The organism is Chamaesiphon sp., assembly GCF_041737865.1.
Taxonomy (GTDB): Bacteria; Cyanobacteriota; Cyanobacteriia; order Cyanobacteriales; family Chamaesiphonaceae; genus Chamaesiphon.
This window is the reverse complement of the sequence record NZ_JBGSQZ010000189.1, coordinates 1-24,882: the sequence shown is the minus strand read 5'-3', so window position 1 is coordinate 24,882 and position 24,882 is coordinate 1. Positions and strand designations below refer to the sequence as shown.

Below are 24,882 nucleotides of genomic sequence, written 5' to 3'. Positions count from 1 at the left end.
ACTCGCACCGCTGAAGATATCCCCAGCTACGATCGGGCAACAGAAGTTGAACGGCTTGGTTCGAGCGTTCTGTACTTACCTCAAAGCACCTGGCGCGAGGTAGCAACTGCTGGTAATTAGCTAAAATGGAGAAGCCCTAGTAAGTAGCATTACTAAGGCTTCTCAAACATCTTCTAAAATCACTATTACTAGGATAACCTATGTCACTAACGATCGAAACCGAACTCAAAGATATATTCATCAAGATTGACAACCGCCTCGACCGCATGGAACAAGGCATTAATGAATTAAAGTTAGGTCAATCTGAAATCAAGGGTGATATAAAAGCTCTTGATGAAAGACTTAGTGGTAAAATTGCAAATCTTGAAACTAAAGTTGATGGTCTGGCCACACGAGTTAGTAGTCAAGAGTTTCTATCGCGCACGATCGTTGGCGGTTTAGTTCTCATCATCCTTGGTGGTGCCGCCAAAATGTTCTGGAATTTCCCCGTTAGTCCATAGCTTTACCAATACAATCTCTCATCTCATCTAGCACCAGTCACATTTGAAGACTGGTGCTTTTTTGGATTCTTACTCACATCATCAATCTCAAGGAAATAAGCATTATGTACGAATCGAACAATAAAAAAGTTGAGAAAATTGTCAACCTCATTCAATCTCATGGATGTATTGTTGAAGGCAAGAAAATTAGCTTAGACGATCTACCGCTGCTTTGTCAGGATCTAAATGATTCGGATAAAAAAGAGATTGTAGGTCTAATTCAATCCATTGATGATGAATTATTTCATCTCTACGGCGATCGTCAATATCTAGATATTCAAATCCAGTCTTTAGAACCAGTTAGAGAAAAATTAGCACAGTTAGTATGAGTAGTTTTCTTCAATCCCAATCATCAAATTATTAAAGGCGCAAAGCAAATGTCAAAAGTAACTCTGAAAATGACTCAATTAGTTGAAATATCCGCTCAAATTGAAGTGGAAGTGAAGGATGTTAAAAAGTTTCTCGATAAATATTCATCCATGTCCTACTTAATTAGTGTCAATACGGATGTTGCTAGCTTGGACTGTGACTTTGATGATTCAATACACTCATTCGATTATGAGTTAGAAGATGAAGATGGAGATGATTGTAAAATCGTTAAAGGTAAAATCGTCAAAAAATGAACCATTCAGAACGATCGCCCATTGAAAAGTTAAATCCTCATGAGAAATGGCATAGATTCAAGTCATTACCCTTTAAGATTCAAGAACGCATCGTCAAACTGCTTGTAATGGCAAGAGGTGATGGGCTAGTCCCAATCATTGCCAGAGAAAAACTCAATAGACTGCACGATATGACTGATACCGAAATTATTAACTCATACAATACTTTGTTGGAGCAACAACCTCATGCAAACTGCAATAGTTAAATATCAAATCGGATCTTACAGTGGAAAGATGAATTTCTTAGTAAATGAAAACGATCCAAACGATGTTGTCATTGAAAAAGCAAAAGCTTAACTATTTAAAGAAGCTGGAACGACACTGCCAATGGAAAATGTGAGTTTTACTATCATCGATCGCATCAATGAAGTCCGAGATTCTTAAAATCATTTACCTACTCAACCTTTAACCTTTGAATATGATGGATAATTCCGCTAACAATAATTCCCCTTCCCGTCTCTGGTTCGCCCATAACTGGGAGTCGGAGAGCTTCTTCCCTACTCAAGAAGAAGCAATTGCCGAAGCAAATTCCGATCTTAAATGTTGTCAAGATCCAGACGATGGTTCTTGGGCTGATTACGTCGAGGATATCTATGTTGGCTACGTCACTCACCAAGTCAAGCCTAATGCTGACGGGTACTCATTAGAACCGACGCTAGATCGCAATTCTCTCTCTTGAAAGGCTTTGCCAACGAGTAGTTGCAACAGTTTTAGCAGCCCTGAGATATTTTCAAGCAAATCGTGACGATATCCTAGATTTAGATCTTCCACATTTTGTCGATGACGAACCACTATCGAGTGATGAAATCGACGATTTGTGCGAAGCCATTTGTCTGAGCGAAGTCCAACTATAGATTCATAGCTAATCCAAGCACACCATAAGCTGTCAGCGCGTTAACGTGCTGGCAGTTTTGCTTATCCTCCGAACCAAAAACTATGTCTAGAAGCAAACAAGTAGATTGGGCAATCTGCCGGAATTTACCTACTCGAATTTATCGCAATTTACTGAATGGCAAAATGAGCTTACAACAGCAAATTAATAAAAGCTGGTTAGTCATCGGTCATGTAACTGATGCAGTCATTAAGTTGCCTCAATTCTATGTCTCCGAACCAGGACGACAAAGAGTGATTGCGAGCAATCAAAAAAATGTTCATGCCTATTCAAGCGGAATTTTGCTCGATCCTTCCTCAGTATCGATTCCCCGTAGCGAGCTAAGAGAAATCTACTATTGCCCGTACTCTCAAGCTTACTTTACTTGGAAAAACAGCAATGAGCCTTTATCATCTGCTGACTTCTTAGTTGTAATTGATAACCGAGTATTTTGTACTGTCGATCGTCAACAGCCTCAACTATCCCTATTCTAACCATGCAGCACTTCTATAGCGGCTGGCATCAAATTAATAGCGGGGAAAGTGGTACCAAACACTTTTCCCGCTGCTTAGTTTCTGCCCCTAGATTGCAATCGCGCCGCAGTTTATTTCCCATTCAAAATTGGATCTTAGACTGTGGTACATATTCAAGGTTCCATTCACATGGTCAACATTTACCGATCGATATCTATGTCGCCCTTGTCAAAACTTGGCAACATCACGGCTGTTTGGATGCTTGGGTGAGCCAAGATTGGTTGTGCCACCGCGCCATCCTTAAAATCACAAACATGTCAATCTATCAACATCAACAGTTGACGATCGATCGTTACGATCGACTTCTCGATCGCAATCTGCTAACTTACCTGATGCCAGTTTTACAAGGCGATCGACCGATCGACTATGTTTGCCATCTCGAAGATTATGGCAAGCGTCTAGCTCAAGATCAATGGGTAGGAGTGGGCAACATCGCCCACCTGCCGCCACAACAAATCGCCCAAATCTTACTCCAGATTAAGTCGGTACGCCCCGATCTGCGATTACATGGCTTCGGCATTAAGTCTCGCGCTCTAACAAAGCCACTGATTTGGGACTTGCTGTATTCTGCCGATAGTGCCGCTGCTGGGCTATCTCGTGGCAGGGGGGACATCAAATACTGCAACAGTAATAATCCTCTAACCGCCGTTGCTTATGCGGCTAATATCAGAGAGCCAAATCCAACGATTTTTCGACAAATAACTATTAGTAAATAGATAAAAAAGCTATGTCAATATACAACAATACTTATAACTATAGAATTCCAGGTCATAAGAACGACTCTCAATGTCGGCTCTCAATCCCATCACTAGATTCTACTCCAGCTATTTCGGAAACGATTGACTATGGAATTAAAGTAATCGTTTCCGAGCTGCCAGACAATCCAGGTATGAGTATCTGCAATGCCTTTGAAATTCTAGCGCATAAAATCTGTCTGGAGTTTGAAATCGATCCCCAACGATTGATTTATTTAGAGCATTGGGGTAAATGGACAGCAGCAGAAGGCGGCTACGAGCGCGAACAAGAAGAATACTCTCTGGTTAAGTTTGAAATTGTCAATAACCGCCCTCGTTATCCTGATTGGAGATATTTAGGAGAAATCGAAGTATATCTTGTCAAGCAATTCTTAACCATATACCGATGAATGCCAACAAATCATCGGTATATGGTTAGAGCGCGACCTCAATGTGCGATCGAAACAAAGCTTTAACTAAACGATGTTTAGTGGTGAAAATACCATGTGCTTACCTGCTTTTGACGAAACCTTTACATCTATCCCTACAGATGTAGAAGAAATAATCGCACTCCAAGAACGTATCGACGATCTGAAATGGGAACGAGCGTGTGAATTCGCACACGAAGAAGCTATGAAATGGCTTGACGAGCATAGCTTTTAGTTAAATGAGTGAGTAACCAATTGGTTACTCACTCATTTTTTCTGCACTAATCGATTTCAATACTCACTTTTTCTAACACTCATACTTATTGACGTTAGCACAGTCGTCTCATATCATTGAGGTATAATAAAACTTGCTGTGTGCGACCCGAAAGGCGCACCAAAGAGTGAGTCCCTTAAAAAGACTCCAGTTTAGTAGTCAAGACTGTACCCGCCCAAAGGTGCATTGCTGGTAACGGCAATGTATCAAAGCTAGAGGGTTAAGTGTCTGTTGCGAACCGAATCATACGAAGAAACAACGGGCTAGGGTAAGACGTATATGGTTAACATTTGTGAACTCGCGATTAGACTTCGTTATTTTAGAATAACCAACGATGATTAGGTTATTACAGGGAGAAGGTCAAACACCGCAGCATGGTTTGATTAAAGAATTAACTTCAGTTATTAGTTAATTTGGACTACCAAATACCCTCGGAGTATAGCGAGAACCTAAATACGTCGCATCTCAATGGTGTGAAACGGGGCAATCCCCATTAGTTCTTTAATTAACAATTAAAGTAAGCCAACCGTAAGGAAAGCCGAATTAATAAGGGGGAAGAGGATATTGAAAAAGCGAACGCCATTACTCGAAAGGGAACAGGAAAAAGCTAAAAAAGCCAATAACTGGATGGATAGGGTAATACCCAACTTGAAAGAGTGCTGACTTCAACAGGTGATTCAGTCTGAATGTTCAAAGTAAAAGAACCGAACTTAATCAGAAAAGCTAGATGCAACAGATAACTGATGTAAGCGTAACGATTAAGAACAGTGACTGGCATAACGTCAACTGGCGGAAAGCTAATCGCATCGTTAGGCAATTGAGACAAAGGATATTTAAGGCAACTCAAAATGGTGACATCAAAAAGGTACGTTCGTTACAGCGGTTAATGCTCCGTAGTTACTCCAATGTCCTGATCTCTGTGAGAAAAGCGACACAAGATAACCACGGAAAAAAGACCGCAGGGGTAGACAGGGTTTTAGTCAAGACACCCCTGCAAAGGATGAAACTAACTAACGACCTTGCCATGAATAACAAGGATTGGCAACCAAAACCTGCCCGACGAGTATACATACCCAAATCAAACGGAAAGAATAGACCGCTAGGCATACCAACCATTAGAGATAGGTGCCTCCAGGCAATCGTCAAGAACGCCTTGGAACCTTACTGGGAAGCCAAATTTGAGGGATGTAGCTATGGTTTCCGCCCAGGACGCAGCGTTCATGATGCCATTGGCAAAATCTATCTAGCTATGCGTCCTAACAAGACAAAAAAATGGATAGTAGATGCTGATATCAGCGGATGTTTCGATAACATTGACCATCATAATCTGATGAAATCAATTGGGAATTTTCCCGGAAGGAGATTAATTAGTGCATGGCTCAAATCAGGTTATGTGGATGATTCGTCATTCCACAGAACCGAATCTGGAACCCCGCAAGGGGGAATTATCTCACCACTTTTAGCCAACATCGCCCTTAACGGCTTGGAACAACACTTAGGTGTTAAATACAACAGTAAGGGAGAAATTAGAGGAAAAAGAATACTGGTAAGATACGCGGACGACTTTGTAATTATGTGCGAATCAGAAGATGATGCTCTTAAAGCCAAAGAAACCACAGAAGAATGGCTAGGACTAAGAGGTCTGGAACTTTCTAAGGAAAAGACCAAAATAGTTCACATTTCTAAAGGATTCGACTTTTTGGGATTCAATATCAGACAATATAAAGTCAATAATACCAAAACGGGATGGAAGCTACTTATCAAACCTAGCAATAAGTTTGTGAAAGAAGCCAAATCAAAAATCAGGAAAACATTCCTTAAATATCACGGACAATCAGTAGGATTGTTAATTGCTGAAATTAACCCCATCATTAGGGGAATCGCGGAATACTGTCGAAAGGTAGTAGCAAGCAAAATCTTCAGTAGTTTAGACAATTACCTATTCACTAGACAAAAAAGGTACGTCAACAGAACTCACCCTAACAAGCCATATAAATGGAAAAAAAGGAAGTACTGGGGAAGAATGAATTTGTCAAGGGAATCTAAATGGGACTTTGGCGATAAAAAGGTCGGGGCATACATGCTCAAATTCTCTTGGTATGAAATCGAGAGACATGCAATGGTAACTAAGACTGCCTCCCCAGATGACTCTAATCTAAAAGGGTACTGGGAGAAAAGATGGGAAACTAAAGCGTATAGCGAAGCCACTAGATACAATAAAACCAAAGAAAAAGTAGCCAACCGACAAGGATATAAGTGTACCGTTTGTGGGGAATCGCTTTTTAACGAGGAACCGATAGACCTACACCATATTATCCCCAGAATCAAAGGAGGAAAAGATGAAAGCAGAAATTTAGTCTGGGTTCATCAATACTGCCATCACAAAATCCACCATCAAAAGTGAATTGCTCAAGCCGTGTACTTGGAAACTTGTAAGCACGGTTTATCGGGGGGAAAGGGGTAGCAATGCCCCCTACCTACCCTACAATATTCAGTATGCCAAGAAAAAAACAGAGATCGCCACAGAGAATCGAACTCGAACGTAGGATAGAAGCATTTCTGTATTGGAGTGTCTGTATCACGCTTCTGGTGCCAGGGCTAATGCTTAGTGTCGTGTATTTTAATAAATCCATCACACACCACGATTTTATCTTTGCAGTCCGCCTCCAAACCATCTTATTCGCTACAGCTTTTTTCTGTTGCCCATTAACGCCGATACCGTCCTGGTTTCCGTTGAAAATTTGGTACCGCTTTCTAGTCTTTGCAACTGGGCTTGTCGCTGTAGAGATAGTATCTGCGCTATAATCTTCAAGCGAAGTTTAACGTATTAAATATTGGATGCTCTACTTTCGATCTCCCACATATTATCTCGCCAGTCTGTAAAGTTAACACGACGAATTTCACCATCCGAAGATTGACAAGAAAATGCTGCTTCTCGATGTTCTATTTCAGGGTGGAGTGCAACAACTTTTTGTGACTTATGACCGAGTTGGCATACGATATCACCTTCCTTAACTGAGTGAAATTCTCTCCATAACTTGAGTAGAATCAATTCTACGCGATCGAGTGGTTCGGGCTGCCAATATTCTTTGAGATCTGTTTTGATTTCGGCAAAAGTCCCTGCAAACCAAACATCGTAGCCATCGCCACTGAACTCCCAGTAATCCTCTTCGGGAGATTTCTTTAGAAATCCTGCTAATTCGCTATCGACGTATTCATTATTCTGTGAATCGTAATGAAAGACCCGATTATTGATGATAATATCATCAACACTGTAGTTGTTTTTTTGCTTGATGCTTGATTTAATCTGGGTGGAAAACTCTTGAAAAAATATATGTGATTTCACAATTACCTCGACTTTTTTATATTATCCCAATAAGACTTAGCAACTGGTAAAATATCTTTTTCCCATAAACACTGCACGTCTGCGAACCTAGCTTGTAAGCCTGTCGGAATTAGCGTATTATCTGGGTACTCTAATCCGCCGTGCAAGTAGATTGCTGGACAATTCTTATTTGGTAAATTGGGCAGCTTACCAGATAAATAGTCGAGCATTTCTATTTTAAACAATTCTGCGACTCCTCCACCGAAAACGACCTCATCGAGTGGAAGCTGAATTGCCAACCACTGAACGAATGAATTCCAAAATTTACCTTTAGATATATCGATTGCTTTGAGGAGGTTGTCTAGCTCCTGTTCCCGCGCGGTCGGGTTATTTCGCATTAGCATCTTCACTAGAGGGGTTTTATCCTGTCCGTTGCTGAGTAAGTACGTCGCGACCCCTGCGGTTATCGTTTTGTCTTTGTATGCAGATGTGGCTAGCTGAATATCGTTAACTACTGTTGCGAAGCCAAGATCGGTCGAACGCAACCTTCGATAAATACTATTTTGAACTACAAAGCAGCTTGAATTCCGATGCCCCATCATAATTACCCCTAACTGGCGATCGGCTAGATCGCAGTGTTCCTCGTAAAAAAGTGCCAATCCACCACCTTCAGGATGGCAGTTAAAGTACTTGAGGTTGACTTGCAAGCTTCCCATTGGCGTATCGAAGTTTTTAAACGCCTCCCTGAGATTATCTTCTAGTATATCTCGATCCACAAGCTCGCCAGCAGGAAGCAAACAGGAAAGGAAAAGTCTAAACTTCTTGCTGACGTTAATTTGAGCTAGTTGAGCTGCTACGGTAATGGCTGCTAAAGTCCGCCCGATCGCATTGTTGGATTTTGGTTCGGTAAGGTTCAACGTAGATCTGAACACATCTTGGGCTAATTCCCCAACTGCATAATAGCGATCGTTGGTTCCAACAAAGGCATGTCGAGCTGGATCTGAACTGAAGTTTTTACGATACCCCTTTACAGCATCCGCTGAAACCTCTATTATCTCTGGCTGCATCGTGAAGTATTTCGGTGTGTCGTTGAGTTCCCTACTATAAACAACCTTTAAAGCACTACTTCCGTAATCCACCACCGCGTATAGATGTTCCATAATATCAATCTTCCTCACTCTTCTAATTTAGTGATTTTCTTGAGCGGATTAATCGGCAATTCATCGTCAACTTCATCAACTTCGTCTTTTTCGAGCTGCTGACGACTTACCAAAGGAGAGCTTACGCTATCGAAGTTTACTTTTACTTGTGTGTTTGCATTCGCCTCTATGGACATTCCCGCGTCCAGTGCCATTATTCTTACTCTCGATTGTAAGGTGTCGATCGATTTTTGGTAAGCTTTCTGAACTTCTAGCGGTGACGCACCCATGTACTTCACTGCATAGGGTAAATAAAATGCTTCAACAGCTTGTATTATATCTGCCTTCATGTGCTTACAGCTTCTTAAATATTCAAAGAGAATCTTCTCTATTTCTTTTCCCTCGTTAACTATCCATTTCCAATACGACATCTTATTAGTTTAAGTTTACTACTTCTTTGCTGGGTCGATTGATGAGTCTATCAGTGGGTTTACTAATGGGTCTATTAATGGGTCATTAATTATGTGTAGTCTGCTCACTATATCATTCTGAGCCTAAAATTCCCAGTTTTGCATGGGTCAATTAATGGGTTATTGAGTGGGTCTGATTTCTAAGTAGCCTCGATTTAATTTTTACGCACAGTACGCATTTTTTAAAAACTGGTATAATTAGCTGTCTGATAGCGATTGACACTCAAAACAAGAAAAATAAATAATACAATTAGTTTTAAAAAGAAGTATAATCCGACTTAAATAGCGTCAAAAAATGAAGTTAATGCAGAGCAGGACACTACAATTTAGTAAATGCTGACAGCCAAAAATTGTACTGGTAGCGGAGCGGTAAAGTACTTTACCGAATATTACGAGCGAGGGCAGACTCGCTGGTATGGGAAGGGCGCGTCGGCACTTGGCTTAGAAGGGGAAATCGAGCGAGAATCATTTGAAAATGTCTGTTATAGTAAATCGCCAGATGGCTCTGAATATCTCGGTACCAAAGGCGACCCCGAAAAACGTCGGGCGGGAACGGATTTTACTTTCTCCGCCCCGAAATCTGTGAGCCTAACTGCATTAGTCGGTGGCGATACCCGCTTGGAGAATGCCCATCGGCTTGCCGTCGAGAAAACACTCAAGCTGATTGAAGAGAGATACGCTCAAACCCGTATTACTAAAAATAAGAAAGTAACGGAAGTCAAAACTGGAAACCTCGTTGTCGCCCAATTCGACCATATTGAGAGCCGCGAACTCGATCCGCACCTGCACACCCACGCCCTGGTGATGAACCTCACTCAAGCAGAGAATGGCAAATGGTATGCCAACGACAACGATCTAATTTTTCAGAACAAGAAACACTTAGGGACGATCTACCAATCTTACCTAGCAGCCGAAGTAGAACGACTGGGTTATGAAATCGAACATCGCCCCCACGGACAATTTGAAATTAAAGGATACGATCGACAATCGTTGGTCGATTTTAGCAAACGCCGGATGCAGATCCTCTCTGAGTGCCCAGGCAACAGTACTTGGCAGACCCGCGAGGATACTTGGCACCGCACCCGTAAAGATAAAGAAAGTATCCCCTCGACAGAGCTAAAAGTAAAATGGCAACAGGAAGCAGCAGATTTAGGCATCGAGATCGTGCGATCGGGATTAGCCAAAGATGTAGAACCTACCACCGCAGCCACAAAGGATCGCTACATTGAAGATGCCATCGCGCATTGTTCCGAGCGGAGTGTAGATTTTAGAGTTGAAGCGATCGAGAAATTCGCGATCGCTCAAAGATTACCGATCGATATTGCCGAGATTAAGCCACTTTGCGACAATCGCGCAGATTTAATCGGACTCGACGGTAGTTACACTACTTTCAAAGCACTGTGTCGAGAAGAAAAGACAATCTCATTGATGCGCCAGGGGCAAGAGGATGTCGTCCCCATCGCTGCAACCGAGCATGTAACCGATTATTTCCGAGATACGACCCTCAACACCGGACAACGACAAGCGGTCAGGCTAGCCGCCACCACAACAGATCGAGCGATCGCGTGGCAGGGAGTCGCTGGTGCGGGAAAAACTTACGCCCTTGCCGAACTCAAGCAAATTGCTGACCTGCATGGAGTCGAAGTGAAAGGATTCGCCCCCAGTGCTGAAGCTGCCAAAGTATTGGGTGATGAGTTAGCGATCGAAGCTCAGACAGTAGCGAGAAAACTCTGTAGTCGAGAGGAAATGCCGAGTGAAGATGAATTGTGGATTGTGGATGAAGCGGGTTTGTTGAGTGCCGATGATGCCCTGGAACTATTATCTAGAGCCACGAAAGAGAATGCGCGGGTATTGCTGGTTGGAGATACCCGCCAGCTATCATCAGTGGCGGCGGGAAATCCCTTTAAATCATTGCAAGCAGCGGGAATGGCAACCGCCCGACTCACTGTATCGCTACGTCAAAAAGACCCAAATCTTAAAGCTGCGGTAGATGCTCTTGCCGATGGCGCGATCGAGCGGGGGTTCGCGCTGTTGGAGCAAAATAACAGTATTGTCACGATCGCTAAAGATGATATCGCCAGTAAAATTGCGGCTGAGTATCTAGATCTCAACACAGCACAGCGAGCTAAAACATTAATCGTATCGGGAACCAACAACACCCGACGGGAGATTACAGCAGCCATTCGTGAGGGTTTGAGAGCCAGCGGTGCGATCGGTTCCGACCTTCCAGCTAGACAGTTAGTGGATTATAAATTTACCAAAATTGAGAACCGCTACGCTCATAACTACAGCGTTGGCGATATCGTCGTGCCGATTCGTAACTACAAGCGATTAGAAAAAGGTCAGAGTTATGTAGTTGCTGGTAAAGAAGCAGACAACCTTATCTTGAGATCGTCAGATGGCGAACGACTCGTCACTGACTTAGATTTTGACAAAGCCCACTATCACGAGCAAGCGATTGGCGTAGCAGTCGGAGATCGTCTGCGCTGGAGCAAAAACGATAGCAGCTTAGAGCGGCGTAACGGACAAGAATTTACGATCGAATCCACAGTCGAGCATCTAGCAAACATTAAGTACCGCGATGGTCGGCAAGAAGCCATCGATTTGCGCCAAGCACATCATTTCAATTTAGCAATTGCTACAACTATCTATAGCAGTCAAGGGAAAACCAGCGATCGGGTATTCGTCGCGGCTGATGGGGTGCAGAATTCCGAAAGTGTTTATGTTGCAGCTAGTCGCGCCAGGAGCGAACTTAAAATCTTTACTGATTCACCAGATAATCTGCGATCGATGGCAATGGAATCGATGAGTAATAGCAATCCTCGTGAATTGCTCTCAGACTTACATAAGCGACAGGCAATATTAAGAGTAGAGGAACAACGCGGAGTTAACGATAGCAACGTTACTCGTGAAGTCGATTTACAAGTTGAGATTTCTCAGCCATCAGATCGTATCAAAGAACGCGAAGATGGTTCGGTTGAAGCAGTTGTGACACTCCCTACTCATGGTGGGAGCGTGACACTTCCCACTCATGGCGGAGGTGCGATCCTTCCCGCTCATGGTGGAGACTTAGATTTAGATCTGGAGATTGAAAATTCACCCACAAGGTAGTTTTCACGGTTGCGATCGATTCAAATAGTGTTTACTTTACTTAGATTTTAAGATTTTGCTTTGCATTGTCAACTTGTCTCTAGCAAATCGGTAAACCAAAAATAATCCTCGATCCATAGAGAGTATGAGCAAAGACAGATATCTAACAATTAACAATCAAGGCAAAACAATTAAGTTCACCCTCGATAAAGATCTGCACATGCTCGGACGCGATCGAGCGGGGGTGGATTTATTAGTTCCTAGTTCGTGGCATTGTATCTCTCCACTGCAAGCTATTTTGTCCAGAAACGGCGATGATTACTATATTTTCAATGGTGATGGTAACGATGCCACCAGCAACCGCTTTTACCTAAATCGATCGATAATTCCCGCCGCAGGACAACTGCTTGTTAATGGGATAACTCTACACATCGGTTTAAATCCTAAAACACTCGTTCGACTTACATATTCTGATTCTGAATCTCAATCATCGGTTAATAGCAATTGCGAATCTATTTCGTTAAATCAAGTAGTTACGATCGGGCGAGATCCCACCTGCACTCTTCAACTAGATTCACCAACGGTCGCTCTTTTTCACGCTCGAATTAAGCCCGACAGGAATCGCTATTACCTAGAAAGCCTCATCGACGATGGTATGTATCGCGGCAATCGGTGGATCGAAAAAATTGTGACGATCGAACCTGGAGACGTTGTGACCGTTGGCTGTTTCACACTCCGATTAAGTGACACCGAACTTGAAATTATCGATCGTGGCGATAGCATCAGATTAGATGTTCGTGAGCTAGTTCTTGAAACTAGAGGTAAACGTCGCCTCGATAACTTGTCCTTTGCAATAGAACCTGGAGAGTTTGTGACGATTGTCGGCGGTAGCGGAGCGGGGAAATCTACACTGATGCAAGCTCTTTTAGGAATTGAAACCCCGACTAACGGCGGAGTCTATATTAATGGCGCAAATCTTCGCCAAAGCTACGATCTTTATCGCTCTCGCATCGGTTATGTTCCTCAAGACGACATCATTCACACTAACTTAACTGTAGAAGCAGTTTTAAGTTATGCAGCTCGCCTACGACTGCCGACGGACACTAACATTAAATGGGCAGTCGATCGAACCCTAGCACAGATCGATATGACCCATCGACGCAAGGCAACAGTTGCCAACCTCAGCGGTGGGCAGCGCAAGCGAGTCAGTATTGGTGTCGAGTTAATCGCCGATCCTAAGTTATTTTTCCTCGACGAACCTACTTCGGGGCTAGACCCTGGATTAGATCGTCAAATGATGCAGCTCTTACGATCTCTGGCTCATAAAGATCGCCGCACGATCGTCTTAGTAACTCATGCAGTTTTAAATATCGAATTATGCGATCGCATTATATTTTTAGGTCGCGACGGTAAACTATGTTATTTCGGCTCTCCCAATGAGATTTTAGCTCATTTTGAAGTTGAAAACTTTTCTGATATCTACGTCAAACTTGAGGATGTAGATTGGATAGATAGCTATGCTATTGATTACAAGTATTCTGATTATTGTAAAGACTATATGGCTCAGAATATAGACATTACTGAAAATATCAATAGGGAAAGTACTTCCAAAGTTAAAATTAATGTACTAAAGCAATGCTTCTTGTTAAGTCAGCGACAACTCGATATTATTTGTCGCGATTGCCCTAATTTACTTATATCTCTGTTAACTGCACCAATCGGCATCGGATTACTCAAAGTTGCACTACAAGATATTCAGCCGTTTAGTAGAACGGGTGCAAATGCTGGTTTAGCCATTCAAGTATTGCTGATATTTAGTTGTGCTTGCTTATGGGTCGGACTATTCACTTCAGTACAAGAAATAGTTAAAGAGAGTGCTATTTATATCCGCGAACGTTTGATAAACCTTCAAATCTCCGCTTACATAGGATCTAAGCTACTAATTTTGGCTGGATTGGCAGTAGTCCAAACTTTAGCTATTACTCAGGCAGTATCGCTCGCCTTCAAGCCACCAACTATGACTTTGATGTCATGGCAACTGGGAATCTCAATCAATATATTTCTGACAATTACAGCTAGTTTTTGCCTGGGTTTATTAGTATCTGCTGCTGCTACTAACAGTTCTCAAGCGAATAGTACTTTACCAATTATCTTATTGCCACAAATCATTTTCTCAGGAGTATTATTTAAGCTCAAAGGTATCGGTATAATTGTTTCTTACTTTACGATAACCCGATGGTCGCTCGGAGCTTTTGGGACGATTGCTAATATCAATAACTTGTTACCAAGTACATTCAAAAATACTTCTCTGAAAAATTTACCGTTTCCTACTGGAACTGCTTACGAGCCAACTTGGAATAATTTGATGATATGTTTCGGTGCTTTAATAATACACGCAGGTGTTTATCTTGCTGTGGCAGCTTATTTACAGAAAAAGAAAGATATTTTATGACGTACTTTTTTAAAGTGACATACCGAGATCGTCATCTTGCAATCGTTCCACTAATATCTGATTTAAAGTTAATCGATCGCCAAAACTGCTGGACATTGTAACAATTTGTGGTAGGATAGTACTAAAGTATTAAATAATTTAATTGGCTATAAAATTCATGCTTTACTCGCTCGAAATGCAAGACTACAAATCGCTTTCTCAGGGTCTTGAAATTACTGCTTTATTCTTAGGTTGGCAAGATTACCAGAGCGATTTGTGGTTGCCTGTGGCCAAAATGACGTGGAAGGACGATTTCAGTCAATATTGCTTTAGATATACAAAGGGGATGGCACAAGCGATCGAAGTTAGCCCGATCCAGAAATCCTCATTTATTACGCACCCAGACCGACTGTATCGAAGCCACATCACCCAGAACGAAAGCCTCAAGTTTAAATCAAGAATGCCATTGTCGAGAACCCGATATGTGTCTAAGCAGCAACAATGGCTAGGTTTGCCCGAAGACCCTATCGATCCGATTGCTTATGTATCTCGCAGCGGTGGCCGCAGGTATCAAGACAGTTATAATGTCTTTCCTGAAATTAAACCAGATAGTCAAGGTAACTATCATTTTCACTTCCTACCGCTGGATGTGAGTAAGCTCGAACCCGATTGCTATGAGTATTTACTGCAATTAGCACCAGGCGATCGACTAGAAATTACCGACAATCGATTGAACGATGGACGATTCCAGCTCGGTAGACTTCCAGGCTATTTACAGGAAATGGCTCGTAATTGCCCCGCAGCCATCCAAATTGAAGTAGCCAGGGTTAATCCCAAAGCACCACAATTTCATAGCCTCCTGTGTCATGCAACTGTCAATGGAGCATTGTTAACTCCATTCGCTGCTCCTGAATACCAAACTTACTTGGAAATTTGATGATGGCACTCAAAAAATTTCCAATTTACGAAGCGGGAAAAATTGAATTTTTAGAACAAAGTGGCGTTCAAGACAAGGCTTGGCTGGAACATCCCGAACTCGGAAACGTGCTATTCAAAGCCTCCTCAATCGAAGAAGCTCCAGAAATTCAAACGGACTGGACGGAGAAAGTTGCTTACGAGCTGGCGAAACTACTCGACTTACCCGCTACTCGTTATGAGTTAGCTCAAGCGACTGTCGATGAGGACTACGACCCCATTAGAGGATCGTTTTCAATTAGCTTCAAACTGGAAAATAGCGAACCTAGAAGTGGAGAAGAATTCTTAGGTGATTTCTACGCTGATTATGCTGACAGATATCCTAGTACCTATGCCGTCGATCGCGTACTTAATGCTTTAGAACAAACAAGAGTTACAGTTCCTAGTGGATTCAACTTACCAACAGACATTGATAACGGTGCCAAAGTGTTTGTCGGCTATATAATGCTCGACAATCTCATCGGAAATTGCGATCGCCACGACCAAAACTTCGAGATTCAGGTTTTGCCCGATGGCACACAAGAACTTGCCCCGACGTTCGACCAGGGACAAGCAATGGGGGCAACTATAAGCGACAAGCAGCGTCAGACATTTACCACTCAAGACTATCATGAGTATTTAGAAGGCAGCTTCTATGAAGGTAATGACAACATTCTTACCCCTCGTGCATTTGAAATTGCGGCTAATCTCTATCCCGAAGCTGCTAGAGTGTGGCAAGACCGCCTCGCCAGGATCGATCCATTGCAAATTAACGAAATATTCGATCGACTGCCACCCGATCGTATCAGTCCCACCGCAATGAAATTTGCCAAGCAAATAATTAAAGATGGACGCGAACAAATTCTCGGACTCGACCTAGAGCCAGTTCCCACAGGTATCCTCTATCGTCCATCCTTTAATGAATTCTCGCGCGCGATTTACGACCTTGCGACAATTCCAAATCCAACTGCCGCCGATCGGATCGCCCTCGCTCAAGCCACACTTAAAGCTGAAACTCTTCGTCAACTTAACGGTAACGATCCGAATACACTGGGAAGCTTCCGTCACGAATCTGTTGCGATCGCGCCAGGACGATTTTCCATAACTCCACCAACAGTAACGATCGAACCCAGCAATCGCCAGCAGATAGTTCAGGATATATCGATCGATGTCGATGACGATAGAAGCTTGTAAGTACTACTATTATTAAGTATGCAGCCCTATCGGATTTAGCGACAGATTTTAGAGTGACATATCAACCTCTTCATCTCGTGCTCTATCGATCGATATTTGACTTGTGGTTTTGTTAGTAGGTAAAATCACAGTTACTCCCTCAGATAACGAATCAGCTACTTTTCCCTCATTAGTTAACTGAGGAAATTTAAGTGGTGATGAGTCGATCTCCAATGCTTGCTTCTCGCTCATACTTATTGCCACTTTTAGACTCGTAAAGTCATCTGGTGCGCGATTGTCATCGGGATAAGCTTGATTGAGGGCGTTTCCTAGCTCTTTGATTCTGTCTAGATCTTTCGTTTCTCCCGATCTGAATTTAGTTGCGTAAGCGGTTCGCAACTCTTTGGCATTGGGATGATAGAGATCGTCAGATACCGGAATTTCTACAACCCAATGAGAAAAATCATCGGGTGCGCGATCGCCGTCGGGGTATACGTCGTTGAGCAGAGTTCCCAGACTCTTGATTTGCGCCATTTTTGCTACATCTCCAGCCAGTTCCGAGCCGCTATAAAGCTGCCGTAGCTCACCCGCCGTCGGAAAATAGCGATTCTCGTTCCACGAGGCTGCGTCAACGGGTAAGGTGGCTGCATTGGCACGATCTTGTGAGTTAGACGGCTCTGGTAGCGGAATAAGTTCGCGGCGGTCAATGCTGGCGACAGGCTGATGCTCGATAAGCTGTTGGACTTGAATTTCTAAGATCTTCTCATTCAAACCACGCGATAGAGTACCTTTAAGTAAAGTGCTTCCTGCTTGAAGATTGGCTCTGGATTCTTTGTTAACTAATTCTCGCCCCAAGATTCCAAGCGGGATGCGCCGCCCTCCAGAACCCAGATAATTCACAGCAATATCTTTACCGCGACGGTCGAATGCAAACTTACCTGTAAAGTCTTCAATTTGAATCTTGCCAATCGCTGGAGCGGGATCTACGGCAAACTCTCCCACATCGGTCTGGATTCTCAACTTGGGAGCGAGCGGTCGCTCGATTTTAGCTCTTACCACCGTGCCAGGACTCAACAGTGGTGAGTCGCCGTAAGTAGTCAATCCTAAGTCGCGGGTACTACCATCTGGGGCGATAGCACTGATATGTAAGTCACGCTCGAACCTAATTGCCAGTTCCGATCCATCCTGCAATTCGAGCGCGGTGGCTGTCGGACGATTGAGTGGGATTGGCGGTACCTTATTCAGGTGCTGGCTAATTTCATTGACAAAAACTTTAGTAGCCATGCCCATCCCCGCGCTCGAATGCCATGCAGCAGAAGCATACTGTGTCCGCTTATCTTTGGGGATCGAGTTTTCGAGTTCGGTAACTACGCGGTCGGCACTGGCAAAGATGGCATCGATATCATTTTGGAGAGCATAGGGTGGATGGAGTTCGATCGTCGAGCTTGAAATTGACAAACACTTTGTACCACCAATTTGTTCGATTTTGTAGTTGTCTAGTTGATTGGCTGTGGCTGATTCTGGTGAAACATAACCGATGGCAACTCGATCGTCTACTCCATTGCCTACTTGATAAACAACATAATTTTCGTTGCCATTATCTTCAGAATTAAGATAAATCTCGAACTTAACATCATTTTTACCATCAGCCAAATTCCAAACAGGTGAATTTCCGTTGGGATCTGCATCGATGAGGCGTTGAACCACAATGCTCTTACCAGTGCTAGAGACGATGTTTAGCGTCGGCTGCTGGTCTTCGGTCAGTTCTCCATCGAGTCGATCTTTGACCTGCCCGATTGCCCTAGTACAACTGCGGTATTGGTGGGCGAAGTTGTCTACGATTGCCTTTTGAGCGTCATTATGGGTAATCGGCAACAGCGAACGAAACCGTTTGTTTAGATCTTCTGATTCGATTTCCTGTAGTTGTGAGTGCTGCTGTGGCTGATGCCCACCATTGTAAAATCGATTCGCAGTTTCCACCGCCCAACCGATCGGCTCCTGAGTATTGGTGGGAAGGTCGCGGCTGAGGTAAATGTCAGGCTTTTTGACATTCTGGCGGAGCTGGTGCTGTTTATACTGAATGCGTTCGCCGAACTCATGAATTGTTTCGTCGATACCAACGCTACTTTTGGCTGTATCGACCGCAGTTTGAAGATTTTTTGCCACCGCGCTGTCACAATAGCATTTAAGGAGTTGATTCACACTGCCTAAATTCAGCTCGGCAAATGCCACTCGCTCCACTGCTGGTAACTTATCGAGCGTTTTACTCGATTGGACGATGCTCTCGATTTTAACGGCAAGCTGCATCGGTGGCAAACCACGCTCGACCAGATACTCATCGCTGGGAATCTCCTCAATTAGAATCTTGCTATAAGCTGCGCCAATTTGCCTGAGTAAGTTAGGTTTTCGCTTAGGTTCAATGTAAACTGTTTCGGTCGCCAGCGATTGAAGGATTATCGATTGGTTGGCAACTTTGCCAGTTGGATTATTCGACGTGACATCCCAAGCTCGCCAAATGGCTTGTGTTAGAGGTTCGCCTTCGTGCCAGAGGTGGTCGGCTTTTTTGGCTTTGGCGATCGGTAGCGGTTTAAGATCGGGAGCGTTGGCTTCGATAAATTCTTTGACTGCTAGCGGGAATTTTCCGCGTTCTAAATCTGGCTGTAGAATTATTTGGGCGAGAACTTCTCTACCTGCTTCATACCGTTCGCCACCACTAACTGGTAACTCACTCAACCGATCGCGCAATTGCCCAGGTAAGTCGTCATTCGCCAGATATCCGACAAAAAAGCCATTGCGATCGCCATCAAAATCGGTAATGGCGACGTTTTTAGCCGTCCAGGGATTCATGTAGACTACGCCGCGTTTATCGAACGCTTCGGGGTCGCGGTCGCGCAATGCTGCTAAGTTATTAATCGCAATTGCCGCAGCACCGACATTAGGAAATGGCGAACGATAGTAAGCGACGATTGCACCGTGGGGAAGGTCGCGATTGCAGACCTCCCACGGCTCTAACTTACTATGATGCTGGGCGATTGCAGCAGGGACGACGATCCCGCTGGTGGCTACATCTAACCTGTCGCGCCTAAGCGATTTGTTAAGCTGGCGGCTGATATTGGGGAGTTGATTGAGTTGCCCGTACTCATCGGCTTTGAGCAATTTAGCAAGTGTCGCTCGATTGTTGCGCGGTTCGTCATCGTCCACACCATCGATTCCTTCAGGTGTATCGATAACTAACTCGCGTTCGCGTCTTGCTTCTTCTTTTGCTACGAATTTAGCCGCCACCTGCCAATTATCGATCGCAAAATCTGCAAGCTCGGTGGCTGTGGCTGCCATCATTGGATTGAGTTCGTTGAGAGTGGCTTCGGGTATGGTGCCTTTAACTTGGGCACCCACCGATTGATTGGAGTATTCGGCTTTAATCTTCCGATTGACCCATAAAAAGCTGTCTAGTTCAATGATTCCTGCTTCTTTGAGTCTGCCGTCGTCGCCCTTAATGTCATTAGTCGAAACGATCGCATCCACCCCCAGGCGTTCGCACCAAGAGCTAGTAGCCACAGCTCCTTTGGCAATTCCAGGTAAATCTGGTGTGGCTGCTCGAAATTGTATAACGGCACTCCGAGCGATCCGGTCGATCTTTTTTTCGATCGTCTGGGCAGTTTGGAAATCTACGAAATAATTAGTAATTCTGCCAGTGTACTTAAATTCTTCAAGCAGCAATCCTGCTAACTCCGAACTTGAGGAGTCGCCGAATGCTGTATCGATCCATTCGCCTAAGTCACCCAGATCCTCATCGATCTTGTCATCAGTCTGTTGCAAACCGCGATCTATTGCTAGTAATACTTCTTTATCCAACAGCAGTCCGCGCAAGAGTGTCGTCGATGCCAACATCGTACCGTCACCCATTTTATCGTAGAGATCTTCTAGCTGTTTAGTGGGAATTTCGCGACCATCACGATCTTTGAGGGATTCATTCCCACTCGATCTTTGCTCGTCATCGATGATTAAAATTCGAGAATTGCCCAATTTCGTCTCTGTAGCAGATTTCCCATCACTGACTATGAGCGAACCATAAGCAACTGCATTGTGGACACTGCGTTTACCATCTGCGTAAATCGGTCGAACATTACGGCTATTGTCGCCTTTGGCGATTAATTCAGCAGTAAGTCGGTCTGTAAAGTAGCCAGATTTACCGCTGGTGCAGATAAGATATTTTCCTTTAGCTTCCAACCTAACTCGATCCGAGTCATTTACTCCATTGTAGAAGTCAGCTACATGCAAATTCTGCGGCTCGATCCGATGTGTCTGGAGCCACTTTTCTAAATAGCAGTTTTCGACTTGCTTTATCCTGGGCATTCGTTCGCCTTCTGGATCAAAATCAGTGAGATCCTTACCAGTTTTTAAGTCAAACTCTTGAAACTGAAGCATTCTAGACTTGTGCTAAAAGGGAATACGTTCTAAGTTGGGATGCTCTGGTATGACGGGAAGAATCATGGGTTTTGATGTTTTCGGTCTATTCCCCTTCGTGTAATAAGATTCAGGAATAGCATCGATATCGATGCCATCAGCAAGCATATCCCCTAGATCGTCATAGTCCTGATAACGATAAGATCGCTCGTATGCCAAACCTTCCATGTCAACTCTAGCCATTAGTTTTTCATCCTCAATATTTTGGGCTTCTTCTTCCTCAGTGTAAGTACGCGGTGGCGGTGGGATAACATCACCTTCTTTGTACAGGATATCTTCGATTGAATTAATTTTTACCATAATTTATTAATATCTTAGGCTACCGCTATCATAACATGCAGCTTCAAATCACTTCTTTTCCCATATTCTCAAATTATCCATCACCCTCTGATAAGCTTTTAGCTTCTTTTGTTCTCTAAATAATTTAGCAGCTTGGGTGAGATCGGAGATGGTACTAGATATACTATTAAATTGAAAATAGCTCAGATGAGCGCGGTTTTCAAAAGCAAAAGCATAAATAGGGTCGAGTTCGATTGCCCGATCGTAGTCCGTTAACGCACCTTGAAAATCATTGAGATCGTAATGCTTCGTACAGGCACGGCTTTGGAATGGAAGGGGATGACTGTCATCAGATTGAATAGCTCGGTTGAAATCTTCTAAAGCTCCTTGAAAGTCTTGGAAATTATCGGCTTTTAAACAGGCACGATTCGTATAATTGAGAGCATTAGCTTTAATTTGAATAGCTCGATTAAAATCTTCTAAAGCCCCTTCAACATTTTTAGGCTTCCTGCTTTTTACAAAGCCTAGATTGTTATAAGCACCACCATATTCAGGCTCGATTTGAATGGCACACTCGAAGTCAGCTAATGCCCCTGGAACATCATTAAAATCGATATACTTGACAACGCCACGATTATTATAAGCAATTGCCCAGTCTGAATCGATTGCAAGTGCGCGATTGAAATCTGCCAAGGCTCCTTCCACATCATAGAGTCCTTGGTGCTTTAGAATACCTCTGTTTGTCAAAACGACAGCAGAGTCAGGATAGAGTTTAATGACACGATCGAAGTCAGCTAATGCCCCACAAACATTTTTGAGGTTTTCACGCCTCGAATAACCAATATTATAAGACTCAGCATATTTAGGATCGAGTTGTGCCAAGCAATTGAAATCTTGTGAAGCTCCGTAAATTTTTTGGGAATTGTTCATAATAGTGATTGTAAATTCGATAAATTATGTGATTTAAACGGAGCATTCAACTTTTTTAACCGCTGTCTTTTGTAAGGCTTATTACAACACTCATCAGCAAGCTAGAAAAATATGAAAATAACACGGCACAACAAATGGGCTAATCGCTGGGCAAAATTTGGGAATCGACCAAAGGGTTGAGAACCAGCGCGTTCGCCACCACCAAGAACTTTGTGGATAATCGGGACGTGCAGCCATCGAGGAAGGTACATTCCATCTATCCAGTAGATCGAAGCTCGATGGTTTAGATGTCGATAGTGAAAATGATGAAAATTGCGTCCTCGCCGAGATGGGAATCGCTTTAAGTCTTGATAATATTTGTGACTTCGTTGTTGGGGCATGAAGTTAACTATATTTGTTCGTCGGAAATCGCTTCAATAAAAAGCATTTCAGCCCTTTCGTGCTTAGTTTGATTGATGCCGCTCTACGCCGCGAGGCGAGCTGGTTTTTGACTGTCCGAACCTCCAAAATTTTCTAGCTTCGATTGTGAGCTGCTGGCAATCGGTTCGGACAGTCACCGCTTGCGCTAAAACCAGCTTGATTTAAAACTAAATTTGTGGATTGTTGCGGGGAGGAAGCGAGAATAAATCTCTATCCACCTTACTTATTAGATAAAAGTCTAGCCCTCGATCGATGGTGTTGGAATCGATTAAATTTAATTGAGTCAAGTGAGAAACTACCTCTCCAACCAATTCATTTTTGCGCTTTTGAATCGCTCGATTATTTTTCAATACTTCAGCCTGTGAGTGCGCGAGTTCTATTTTAGCCAGCTTCCGTTTTCTCGATATTTTACTTGTCCTTTTTGAATTTTTAGTAGCCACGAGCATAAAATTAATAATAAAAATAAGGATGAATCTGACTTAGCGTTAACAATAGATCGGCAACCTTCGCATTTGTATGTCGATCCGAACGAGGATAAACTAAGCAACTATGAATCTGTCGATTACAAGATGTATAATTAAGTCTTTTAAGGTCGAAATCTGGAATTTTAAATAAAATATTGTCTTCAACGATAGGCTTCAATACCAAAGCATCTACCTTAGTAAAAACAGTTCTCCAGACAGACGGGTGGTAAGCTCGATCTAAGAAAAAGCTATATCGTAAATGTCTGTATTTACTTTTAAGTGTGACTACTGAAGATACAACTTTTTGGATCTGCTTGTGACATGGTGGTAAGACTTGCCACCAGTGAGCGCGAGTATCGATCTTGAGCGGAAGGCGGTCGAGATAAGTACTAAATTCGATCGGATCGCACTCAGATACGATCGCATGAACTTGATGGTCGCACAATAATTCATCCAATTGCCAGTCAGGAAGCCTTTGAAACACATGCTGTTGATATGACGCGCCATAGCATGTCAACAAAGTTTGCAAGGCTCGATCGATCGATTCTCCTCCCAATGATACATAATTAATCAAAGTAAATACCCCGTATTCCGAAAAGATTGCCAATTAGCCTCCAACCATGTGTCTATTTTCAGTTTCACGATCGGATTGAGCTGTTTTTGCCGATACCCATGCCTGACAATTTCATGTAACGGCGTACCGAGATCTACTGCTTCAAGAATTGCCGGATCTGCCAACCAGGGTAAAATATTCGCGATTTTAACTTTTCCATCTTGAGAGAGTTTGTCTAGTGCTGGCAATGGATCGAACCGCTCCCAATTAGGAACCGCGCTAGTGATGCCTAAGTTAAATACGCAGACATGATGCAGGTTAGGATATCTGGTAACAAAATCGACGAACATCTGCTGCGATGTAGCACTTCCAAAGCTGCACCACCAATTTACAACTTTAAACGACGGTGATTCATTTGCCATAAGCGCATTAACGTTGTTACTTTCTAGCCAAAAATCGATTCCATCATTTGCTGGCAACGATGAGATAATATCTTGGTTTGAATTATAGATTATGTCCAACAATCGGTCGCCTAAATAGCTGAACTTAGTATCTTTGGAGAAGATTATCTGTTCGCTGAGTAGGCTTGAATCTACGTGCGATTTAACATCATCTTTATCTGCTAACGACCGACCGAAGCGACTGCCAATCGTCGAGCCAACTAGAGACTTAACATCCTGGTGCTGCCAAAGAGCCACGGTTTCTTTGTCATAGGCGCGGGCTACATTATAATTAGGATCGGCATCAACTAAGGTAAACGCGCGACCGAGCTTAATAAATCTTTCACAAAATAGACGAGCGAGAGTAGACTTTCCAGCTCCTCCTAAAAACCCATTGGAAAGATGTAGCGTTGGGATATTTGAATCGTCTATCTTTGGTGGTTCTATTGTTTCTACTTGCTCCACAGGCTCATCTTTTTTAGAATTGCTCATATCATTTAATCTCCAACATACAAACAGGTTTGCCAGTCTTTTTTATTCCTTTACGGATACAATCTTCTACAGAGCGATTGCCAGATACAAACGCACGACGAAGGATTTTACCATCGGCAGTACTCAACCATTCCAGCATGGCACCATCCGAACCTCTGGCTAATCTTAATTGTTGAGGAAACATGGCAAAATATGCTAGCAATGATGCCGCTACCAT

22 protein-coding genes and 1 pseudogene are annotated in these 24,882 nt (G+C 43.2%); 14 read left to right on the top strand and 9 right to left on the bottom strand.

The features are described 5' to 3' along the window. Positions 1 to 200 precede the first annotated feature (200 nt). From ACEW9J_RS14235 to ltrA, 10 genes are all read left to right on the top strand, one after another. On the top strand, positions 201 to 500 hold the full coding sequence (locus ACEW9J_RS14235) for a hypothetical protein (protein WP_373545774.1): 300 nt from the start codon (positions 201 to 203) through the stop codon (positions 498 to 500). Between the two features lie 104 nt (positions 501 to 604). Beyond that, complete coding sequence (locus tag ACEW9J_RS14230; RefSeq protein ID WP_373545773.1) at positions 605 to 868, top strand: hypothetical protein; 264 nt, start codon at positions 605 to 607, stop codon at positions 866 to 868. Positions 869 to 916: 48 nt separating this feature from the next. Then, on the top strand, positions 917 to 1,162 hold the full coding sequence (locus ACEW9J_RS14225) for a hypothetical protein (RefSeq protein ID WP_373545772.1): 246 nt from the start codon (positions 917 to 919) through the stop codon (positions 1,160 to 1,162). Beyond that, entirely contained in the window at positions 1,159 to 1,407 is a 249-nt protein-coding gene (locus ACEW9J_RS14220) for a hypothetical protein (protein ID WP_373545771.1), read from the top strand. Before ACEW9J_RS14225 ends, ACEW9J_RS14220 begins: the two co-directional genes overlap by 4 nt. A gap of 212 nt (positions 1,408 to 1,619) precedes the next feature. Beyond that, the gene (locus ACEW9J_RS14215; protein ID WP_373545770.1) at positions 1,620 to 1,880 is read left to right on the top strand and encodes a hypothetical protein; all 261 of its coding nucleotides are present in this window, start codon (positions 1,620 to 1,622) and stop codon (positions 1,878 to 1,880) included. 257 nt (positions 1,881 to 2,137) lie between these two features. Next, on the top strand, positions 2,138 to 2,566 hold the full coding sequence (locus tag ACEW9J_RS14210) for a hypothetical protein (protein WP_373545769.1): 429 nt from the start codon (positions 2,138 to 2,140) through the stop codon (positions 2,564 to 2,566). A 2-nt stretch (positions 2,567 to 2,568) separates the two neighbouring features. Continuing rightward, on the top strand, positions 2,569 to 3,321 hold the full coding sequence (locus tag ACEW9J_RS14205; protein WP_373545768.1) for a hypothetical protein: 753 nt from the start codon (positions 2,569 to 2,571) through the stop codon (positions 3,319 to 3,321). Between the two features lie 11 nt (positions 3,322 to 3,332). Next, the gene (locus ACEW9J_RS14200) at positions 3,333 to 3,749 is read left to right on the top strand and encodes a hypothetical protein (protein ID WP_373545767.1); all 417 of its coding nucleotides are present in this window, start codon (positions 3,333 to 3,335) and stop codon (positions 3,747 to 3,749) included. 94 nt (positions 3,750 to 3,843) lie between these two features. After that, positions 3,844 to 4,002, top strand: coding sequence for a hypothetical protein (locus ACEW9J_RS14195; RefSeq protein WP_373545766.1), 159 nt, complete (start codon positions 3,844 to 3,846; stop codon positions 4,000 to 4,002). A gap of 766 nt (positions 4,003 to 4,768) precedes the next feature. Continuing rightward, on the top strand, positions 4,769 to 6,445 hold the full coding sequence (gene ltrA, locus ACEW9J_RS14190) for a group II intron reverse transcriptase/maturase (RefSeq protein WP_373545765.1): 1,677 nt from the start codon (positions 4,769 to 4,771) through the stop codon (positions 6,443 to 6,445). A gap of 423 nt (positions 6,446 to 6,868) precedes the next feature. Here the strand turns inward: ltrA and ACEW9J_RS14185 are convergent, their stop codons facing one another. Genes ACEW9J_RS14185 through ACEW9J_RS14175 form a run of 3 tightly spaced genes read right to left on the bottom strand, consistent with a single transcriptional unit; the run spans position 6,869 to position 8,855 of the window. Continuing rightward, positions 6,869 to 7,387 (bottom strand): hypothetical protein, encoded by a 519-nt coding sequence (locus tag ACEW9J_RS14185; protein ID WP_373545764.1) that lies wholly within the window; start codon positions 7,385 to 7,387, stop codon positions 6,869 to 6,871. 2 nt (positions 7,388 to 7,389) lie between these two features. After that, positions 7,390 to 8,526: a ParM/StbA family protein gene (locus ACEW9J_RS14180; protein WP_373545763.1), complete on the bottom strand. Its 1,137-nt coding sequence runs from the start codon at positions 8,524 to 8,526 to the stop codon at positions 7,390 to 7,392. Between the two features lie 14 nt (positions 8,527 to 8,540). Beyond that, positions 8,541 to 8,855: a hypothetical protein gene (locus ACEW9J_RS14175; protein WP_373545762.1), complete on the bottom strand. Its 315-nt coding sequence runs from the start codon at positions 8,853 to 8,855 to the stop codon at positions 8,541 to 8,543. A gap of 453 nt (positions 8,856 to 9,308) precedes the next feature. Here ACEW9J_RS14175 and mobF point away from each other — a divergent pair, with 453 nt between their 5' ends. The 4 genes from mobF (at position 9,309) to ACEW9J_RS14155 (ending at position 16,644) form a co-directional block, all read left to right on the top strand. Continuing rightward, a complete protein-coding gene (gene mobF, locus ACEW9J_RS14170; RefSeq protein ID WP_373545761.1) occupies positions 9,309 to 12,086 on the top strand; it encodes a MobF family relaxase in 2,778 nt (925 codons plus the stop codon). A 124-nt stretch (positions 12,087 to 12,210) separates the two neighbouring features. Next, positions 12,211 to 14,517, top strand: a complete 2,307-nt coding sequence (locus ACEW9J_RS14165; protein ID WP_373545760.1) for an ATP-binding cassette domain-containing protein — start codon at positions 12,211 to 12,213, stop codon at positions 14,515 to 14,517. Between the two features lie 157 nt (positions 14,518 to 14,674). Next, complete coding sequence (locus ACEW9J_RS14160) at positions 14,675 to 15,433, top strand: hypothetical protein (protein ID WP_373545759.1); 759 nt, start codon at positions 14,675 to 14,677, stop codon at positions 15,431 to 15,433. Then, positions 15,433 to 16,644 carry a hypothetical protein gene (locus ACEW9J_RS14155; RefSeq protein ID WP_373545758.1) on the top strand — a complete coding sequence of 404 codons (1,212 nt, stop codon included), beginning with the start codon at positions 15,433 to 15,435 and terminating at the stop codon, positions 16,642 to 16,644. The genes ACEW9J_RS14160 and ACEW9J_RS14155 overlap by 1 nt, the downstream gene beginning before the upstream one ends. A gap of 48 nt (positions 16,645 to 16,692) precedes the next feature. On the opposite strand, the gene ACEW9J_RS14150 is transcribed toward ACEW9J_RS14155, so the two are convergent. From ACEW9J_RS14150 to ACEW9J_RS14125, 6 genes and pseudogenes are all read right to left on the bottom strand, one after another. Then, positions 16,693 to 21,048 carry a hypothetical protein gene (locus ACEW9J_RS14150; protein WP_373545757.1) on the bottom strand — a complete coding sequence of 1,452 codons (4,356 nt, stop codon included), beginning with the start codon at positions 21,046 to 21,048 and terminating at the stop codon, positions 16,693 to 16,695. Positions 21,049 to 21,060: 12 nt separating this feature from the next. After that, a complete protein-coding gene (locus ACEW9J_RS14145) occupies positions 21,061 to 21,387 on the bottom strand; it encodes a hypothetical protein (protein ID WP_373545756.1) in 327 nt (108 codons plus the stop codon). 48 nt (positions 21,388 to 21,435) lie between these two features. After that, positions 21,436 to 22,296, bottom strand: coding sequence for a tetratricopeptide repeat protein (locus ACEW9J_RS14140; RefSeq protein WP_373545755.1), 861 nt, complete (start codon positions 22,294 to 22,296; stop codon positions 21,436 to 21,438). 870 nt (positions 22,297 to 23,166) lie between these two features. Next, positions 23,167 to 23,754: a hypothetical protein gene (locus tag ACEW9J_RS14135; protein ID WP_373545754.1), complete on the bottom strand. Its 588-nt coding sequence runs from the start codon at positions 23,752 to 23,754 to the stop codon at positions 23,167 to 23,169. Beyond that, the gene (locus ACEW9J_RS14130; RefSeq protein WP_373545753.1) at positions 23,751 to 24,665 is read right to left on the bottom strand and encodes a carbon monoxide dehydrogenase maturation protein; all 915 of its coding nucleotides are present in this window, start codon (positions 24,663 to 24,665) and stop codon (positions 23,751 to 23,753) included. The genes ACEW9J_RS14135 and ACEW9J_RS14130 overlap by 4 nt, the downstream gene beginning before the upstream one ends. 1 nt (position 24,666) lies before the next feature. Next, positions 24,667 to 24,882: pseudogene (locus ACEW9J_RS14125) on the bottom strand (hypothetical protein); the annotation flags it as partial.

Coding starts and splice junctions, on each gene's coding strand:
- ACEW9J_RS14195 (WP_373545766.1), top strand. CDS start 3,844: ATGTGCTTACCTGCTTTTGACGAAACCTTTACATCTATCCCTACAGAT.
- ACEW9J_RS14150 (WP_373545757.1), bottom strand. CDS start 21,048: ATGCTTCAGTTTCAAGAGTTTGACTTAAAAACTGGTAAGGATCTCACT.
- ACEW9J_RS14155 (WP_373545758.1), top strand. CDS start 15,433: ATGATGGCACTCAAAAAATTTCCAATTTACGAAGCGGGAAAAATTGAA.
- ACEW9J_RS14230 (WP_373545773.1), top strand. CDS start 605: ATGTACGAATCGAACAATAAAAAAGTTGAGAAAATTGTCAACCTCATT.
- ACEW9J_RS14175 (WP_373545762.1), bottom strand. CDS start 8,855: ATGAAGGCAGATATAATACAAGCTGTTGAAGCATTTTATTTACCCTAT.
- ACEW9J_RS14235 (WP_373545774.1), top strand. CDS start 201: ATGTCACTAACGATCGAAACCGAACTCAAAGATATATTCATCAAGATT.
- ACEW9J_RS14210 (WP_373545769.1), top strand. CDS start 2,138: ATGTCTAGAAGCAAACAAGTAGATTGGGCAATCTGCCGGAATTTACCT.
- ACEW9J_RS14180 (WP_373545763.1), bottom strand. CDS start 8,526: ATGGAACATCTATACGCGGTGGTGGATTACGGAAGTAGTGCTTTAAAG.
- ACEW9J_RS14200 (WP_373545767.1), top strand. CDS start 3,333: ATGTCAATATACAACAATACTTATAACTATAGAATTCCAGGTCATAAG.
- mobF (WP_373545761.1), top strand. CDS start 9,309: ATGCTGACAGCCAAAAATTGTACTGGTAGCGGAGCGGTAAAGTACTTT.
- ACEW9J_RS14140 (WP_373545755.1), bottom strand. CDS start 22,296: ATGAACAATTCCCAAAAAATTTACGGAGCTTCACAAGATTTCAATTGC.
- ACEW9J_RS14160 (WP_373545759.1), top strand. CDS start 14,675: ATGCTTTACTCGCTCGAAATGCAAGACTACAAATCGCTTTCTCAGGGT.
- ACEW9J_RS14165 (WP_373545760.1), top strand. CDS start 12,211: ATGAGCAAAGACAGATATCTAACAATTAACAATCAAGGCAAAACAATT.
- ACEW9J_RS14145 (WP_373545756.1), bottom strand. CDS start 21,387: ATGGTAAAAATTAATTCAATCGAAGATATCCTGTACAAAGAAGGTGAT.
- ACEW9J_RS14205 (WP_373545768.1), top strand. CDS start 2,569: ATGCAGCACTTCTATAGCGGCTGGCATCAAATTAATAGCGGGGAAAGT.
- ACEW9J_RS14215 (WP_373545770.1), top strand. CDS start 1,620: ATGATGGATAATTCCGCTAACAATAATTCCCCTTCCCGTCTCTGGTTC.
- ACEW9J_RS14220 (WP_373545771.1), top strand. CDS start 1,159: ATGAACCATTCAGAACGATCGCCCATTGAAAAGTTAAATCCTCATGAG.
- ACEW9J_RS14130 (WP_373545753.1), bottom strand. CDS start 24,665: ATGAGCAATTCTAAAAAAGATGAGCCTGTGGAGCAAGTAGAAACAATA.
- ACEW9J_RS14225 (WP_373545772.1), top strand. CDS start 917: ATGTCAAAAGTAACTCTGAAAATGACTCAATTAGTTGAAATATCCGCT.
- ltrA (WP_373545765.1), top strand. CDS start 4,769: ATGCAACAGATAACTGATGTAAGCGTAACGATTAAGAACAGTGACTGG.